Source organism: Azospirillum sp. TSO22-1, from assembly GCF_003116015.1.
Taxonomy (GTDB): Bacteria; Pseudomonadota; Alphaproteobacteria; order Azospirillales; family Azospirillaceae; genus Azospirillum.
On sequence record NZ_LGQZ01000209.1, the window covers coordinates 1 to 4,972 of the forward strand.

Here is a 4,972-nt window from a genome sequence, read left to right on the forward strand (position 1 = left end):
CCTGATCCAAATCCTCAACGGCGTCCAGTACGGCTTCCTGCTGTTTCTGGTGGCGAGCGGTCTGACGCTGATCTTCGGCATCATGGGCGTGGTGAACCTGGCGCACGGCGCCTTCTACATGGTCGGCGCCTACCTCGCCTTCTGGCTGGAGAAGCAGACCGGCAGCTTCGCGCTGGCGCTGCTGCTCGGCGTGCCGCTCAGCGTGGTGTTGGGCCTCGCCGTCGAGCGTGTCGGCTTCACCCACCTGTACCGCCGCGACCACCTCCACCAGGTGCTGTTCACCTTCGGGCTGATCCTGGTGATCGGCGAGCTGCGCGCCATCCTCTGGGGCAACGACGTCAACGGCGTCGCCGTGCCGCCGCTGCTCGCCGGCTCGATCCCATTGACCGACACCCAGGCCTACCCGGTCTACCGGCTGTTCATCTCGCTGGCCTGCCTGGCCACCGCCGCTGGGCTGACCGGGCTGATCCGCTACACCCGGCTCGGCATGATGATCCGCGCCGGGGCGTCCAACCGCGAGATGGTCCAGGTGCTCGGCCTCGACGTGAACCGGCTGTTCATGGTGGTCTTCGCGCTCGGCGTGGCGCTGGCGGCGTTTGCCGGGATGATCGCCGCCCCGGTCAACTCGGTGCACCCGGGCATGGGCGACGAGATCCTCATCCTCTCCTTCGTCGTCGTGGTGATCGGTGGGGTGGGCTCGATCAAGGGCGCCTTCTTCGGCGCCATGCTGATCGGGCTGGCCGACACCTTCGGCGCCGTCTTCCTGCCGGAGGCCGCCGGCGTCGTGGTCTACGCGCTGATGGCGCTGGTGCTGGTCTGGCGGCCGCGCGGCCTGTTCGCGGGGGCCTGAGGCATGGCTAGCCGCGCCCCCGTCCTGCCGCTGCTGTTCGCGCTGATCGCCGTGGGCATCGCGCTGTTCCCGCTGGTCGGCGACAGCTTCTACATCCGCCTCGTCGCCAAGATCATGGTGCTCGCCATCCTGGCCATGAGCCTCGACCTGCTGGTCGGCTACACCGGGCTGATCAGCCTGGGCCACGCGGCGTTCTCCGGCACCGCCGGCTACGTCGCCGCGGCGCTGATCAACAAGGCGGGGATCACCGACCTGGCCCCGCTGCTCGCCGCGTCGCTGGCGGCGTCGGGGGCGGCGGCGCTGCTGGTCGGCTGGATCAGCGTGCGCACGTCGGGCATCTACTTCATCATGATCACCCTGGCGCTCGGCCAGATGCTGTTCTTCTTCTTCCACGACGTGGCGTTCTGGGGCGGGGCGGACGGCGTCAACCTGACGGCCAGGCCGGTCCTGGCGGTCGGCGAGGCGACGCTGCTCGACCTCTCCGTGCGCATGGAGGTCTACTACACGGCGCTGGCCTGCCTGGTGGCGGTGTACCTGCTGCTCAGCACGATCCTGAGCGCACCGTTCGGCCAGGTGCTGCGCGGCATCCGCATCAACGAGGCGCGCACCCGGGCGCTGGGGCACGACGTGCAGCGCTACAAGCTCGCCTGCTTCGTCCTGTCCGGGCTGGTCGCCGGGCTGGCCGGCTTCCTCGAGGTGGCGCGCGGCGGCTTCATCAGCCCGGCGCACGTCAACTGGCACGAGAGCGCCATGGCGCTGATCGTCGTCATCCTCGGCGGCATGGGCACGCTGGTCGGCCCGGTGGTCGGCGCCTTCGCGCTGGTGCTGCTGGAGGACTGGGTCGCCGACCTCACCGACCACTGGAAGCTGGTGATCGGCCTGTTCGTCATCGCCGTCGTGCTGTTCCTGCCCGACGGGCTGGTCGGGCCGCTGAAGACCGGCAAATGCCGTCTCCTGCCGCGGCTGCGCCAGCGCGTGAAGGAGCCCTCCAGGGAGAGCGTGCGCGATGCCTGAGACGATCCTCGAGACGCGCGATCTCGCGCGCAGCTTCGGCGGCCTGCGCGCGGTGGCGGGGGTGTCGCTGGCCTTCGAGAAGGGCGTGGTGCACGCCGTGCTCGGCCCCAACGGGGCGGGCAAGACGACGCTGATCAACCTCTTGTCCGGCGACCTGCCCCCCAGCGCGGGAACCATCCTGTTCCAGGGGCGGGACATCACGCGGTTGCCGGTGCACGAGCGCGTGGCGCTCGGCTTCGGGCGCAGCTACCAGAAGACCAACATCTTCCCCGAGCTGAGCTGCCTGGACAATTGCTGGCTGGGCGCGCAGGCGCGGCTGCCCGGCTGGCTGCACCTGCTGCGGCCGGCGCGGCGCTACGCGCCGGTGCGCGACCGGGCGGAGCGGGCGCTGGCGCTGTGCGGCCTCGACCACCGCGCCGACGCGGTGGCCGGCACGCTGAGCCACGGCGAGATGCGGCAGCTGGAGATCGGCATGATGCTGGCGACCGAGCCGGAGCTGCTGCTGCTCGACGAGCCGCTGGCCGGCATGGGTGTGGAGGAATCCTGGCGGGTCATCGACCTGCTGAAGCGGCTGCGCGCCGAGCACACCCTGATCCTGATCGAGCACGACATGGACGCGGTGTTCTCGATCGCCGGGCGGATCACCGTGATGGTCAACGGCGCCGAGCTGGAGACCGGCAGTCCGGACCGGATCCGCGCCAGCGCCGCGGTGCGCGACGCCTATCTCGGTCATGAGGACGGGGGCGAGGAGCACGCGGCATGACCGACACCCCGATCATCGAAGCGCTCGGATTGCACACCCACCTCGGCTCCAGCCACATCCTGCACGGCGTGTCGCTGGCGGTCGGGCGCGGCGAGGCGGTGTGCCTGCTGGGCCGCAACGGCATGGGCAAGACGACGACGCTGCGCAGCATGCTCGGCCTGGCGCAGCCCAGCCAGGGCGAGATCCGCGTCAACGGCCGGGCGATGACCGGGGCGCCGCCGCACGCCATCGTGCGCCAGGGCATCGCCTTCGTGCCGGAGGGGCGCGGCGTGTTCCCGAACCTCAGCGTGCGCGAGAACCTGGTGATGGCCGCCCGCGCGAGCGTGGACGGCCGCCGCGAATGGAGCTTCGAGCGGGTGCTGGACACCTTCCCGCGCCTGGCCATGCGGCTCGACAACCTGGGCAACCAGTTGTCGGGTGGCGAGCAGCAGATGGTGACCATTGGCCGGGCGCTGCTGACCAACCCCGACCTGATCATCCTCGACGAGGCGACCGAGGGTCTGGCGCCGCTGATCCGCAAGGAGATCTGGGCGGTGATCCGCGCCATCCGCGAGGCCGGCATCGCCACGCTGGTGGTGGACAAGAACGTCAAGGACCTGCTGGCGCTGTGCGACCGCGCACTGGTGATGGTCAAGGGCCGCATCGTGCTCGACGGCCCGACGGCCGAGCTGGCCCGCGACGAGGGCGCGCTGATGCGGCATCTGAGTTTGTAACCGCACCCCGCAGAGAATCGGGGGCAGGACCGGAGGAAACGCCCATGACGCTCACCCTGCCGACCCTCACCGTCGACACCGCGCAATCGCCGGCCGTGCTGACCTTCGGCCCCGGCTTCAACGCCGCGGTGCCGTTCATCGACCGCCACCTGGCCGAGGGCCGCGGCGCCAAGGTGGCGATCCGCACCACCTCGGGCCGGGAGGTCACCTATGCGGATCTGGCCGCCAACGTGAACCGCTGCGGCAACGCGCTGCGCGCCTTGGGGCTCGCGCCCGGCCAGCGGCTGCTGATGGTGGTGAAGGACTGCCCGGAGTTCCTTTTCCTGTTCTGGGGCGCCATCAAGGCCGGCATCGTGCCGGTGCCGCTGAACACGCTGCTGCGCACGGCCGACTACCGCTACATGATCGAGGATTCCGGCTGCGCCGCGCTGGTGTGGAGCCCGGAGTTCGCCGCCGAGGTGCTGCCCGCCCTCCAAGAGGCCAAGCCCGCTCCCGCGGTGGCGCTGCCGGTGGAGGGCGAGGGCACGACCATCGTGGCGCGGATGGCCGAGGCTTCCGAGGACCTGGAACCGGTGCCGTCGGCGGCGACGGCGCCGTGCTTCTGGCTGTACTCCTCGGGCTCGACCGGGCGGCCGAAGGGGGCGGTGCACCGGCAGCGCGACATGGTGGCGACCAGCCAGTGGTACGGGCAGGAGGTGCTGGGGGTGCGCGAGGACGACGTCTGCTTCTCCGCCGCCAAGCTGTTCTTCGCCTACGGCCTGGGCAACGGCAACACGGTGCCGCTGTGGGCCGGGGCCAGCGTCGTGCTGCTCGACAGCAAGCCGACGCCGGACAACACCTTCGCGACCATCGAGCGCTTCAAGCCGACGATCTTCTTCGGCGTGCCGACGCTGTACGCCGCACAGCTGCAGGCGCTGGAGACGGCGACGCCCGACCTGTCGTCGCTGCGCGTCTGCGTCTCGGCCGGCGAGCCGCTGCCGGCCGACCTGTTCCGGCGCTGGCAGGAGCGCACCGGCACGCTGATCCTCGACGGCATCGGCTCGACCGAGGCGCTGCACATCTTCATCTCGAACCGGCACGAGGACGCGCGGCCGGGCTTCAGCGGCACGCCGGTGCCGGGCTACGCGGTGCGCATCGTCGATGACGCGGGCGCGCCGGTGGCGGACGGCGGGTCGGGGCGGCTGCAGGTGAAGGGCTGGTCGACCGCGGCGTATTACTGGAACAACCCGGAGAAGACGGCGGCGACCATGCTGGGCGAGTGGCTGGACACCGGCGACACCTACAGCCGGGACGCGGAGGGCTATTACCAGTACTGCGGGCGCAGCGACGACATGCTGAAGGTCGGCGGCATCTGGTGCTCGCCGATCGAGATCGAGAGCCGGCTGGTCAGCCACCCCAAGGTGCTGGAGGTGGCGGTGATCGGCGCGCCGGACGGCGCCGGGCTGGTCAAGCCGGAGGCCTGGGTGGTGCTGCGCGACGGCGTGCGGGCCAGCGAGGGCCTGGCCGATGAGTTGATGCAGCATTGCAAAGCCGCCCTCGCCCCTTACAAATTCCCCCGCCACATCCATTTCGTCCAGGACCTGCCCAAAACGGCAACCGGAAAAATCCAGCGCTTCCGATTGCGCCAGATGA

General features: G+C 70.5%; 5 protein-coding genes. All 5 read left to right on the forward strand.

Going from position 1 to position 4,972, the window contains the following annotated elements:
• Position 1 precedes the first annotated feature (1 nt).
• Positions 2–850: a branched-chain amino acid ABC transporter permease gene (locus TSO221_RS33900; RefSeq protein ID WP_109122863.1), complete on the forward strand. Its 849-nt coding sequence runs from the start codon at positions 2–4 to the stop codon at positions 848–850.
• Positions 851–853: 3 nt separating this feature from the next.
• On the forward strand, positions 854–1,864 hold the full coding sequence (locus tag TSO221_RS33905; protein WP_109122864.1) for a branched-chain amino acid ABC transporter permease: 1,011 nt from the start codon (positions 854–856) through the stop codon (positions 1,862–1,864).
• Complete coding sequence (locus TSO221_RS33910) at positions 1,857–2,627, forward strand: ABC transporter ATP-binding protein (RefSeq protein ID WP_109122865.1); 771 nt, start codon at positions 1,857–1,859, stop codon at positions 2,625–2,627. Before TSO221_RS33905 ends, TSO221_RS33910 begins: the two co-directional genes overlap by 8 nt.
• Complete coding sequence (locus TSO221_RS33915) at positions 2,624–3,340, forward strand: ABC transporter ATP-binding protein (RefSeq protein WP_109122866.1); 717 nt, start codon at positions 2,624–2,626, stop codon at positions 3,338–3,340. The genes TSO221_RS33910 and TSO221_RS33915 overlap by 4 nt, the downstream gene beginning before the upstream one ends.
• A 44-nt stretch (positions 3,341–3,384) precedes the next feature.
• Positions 3,385–4,972: benzoate-CoA ligase family protein (locus TSO221_RS33920; RefSeq protein ID WP_109122867.1), on the forward strand; the 1,588-nt coding region annotated here is incomplete at its 3' end.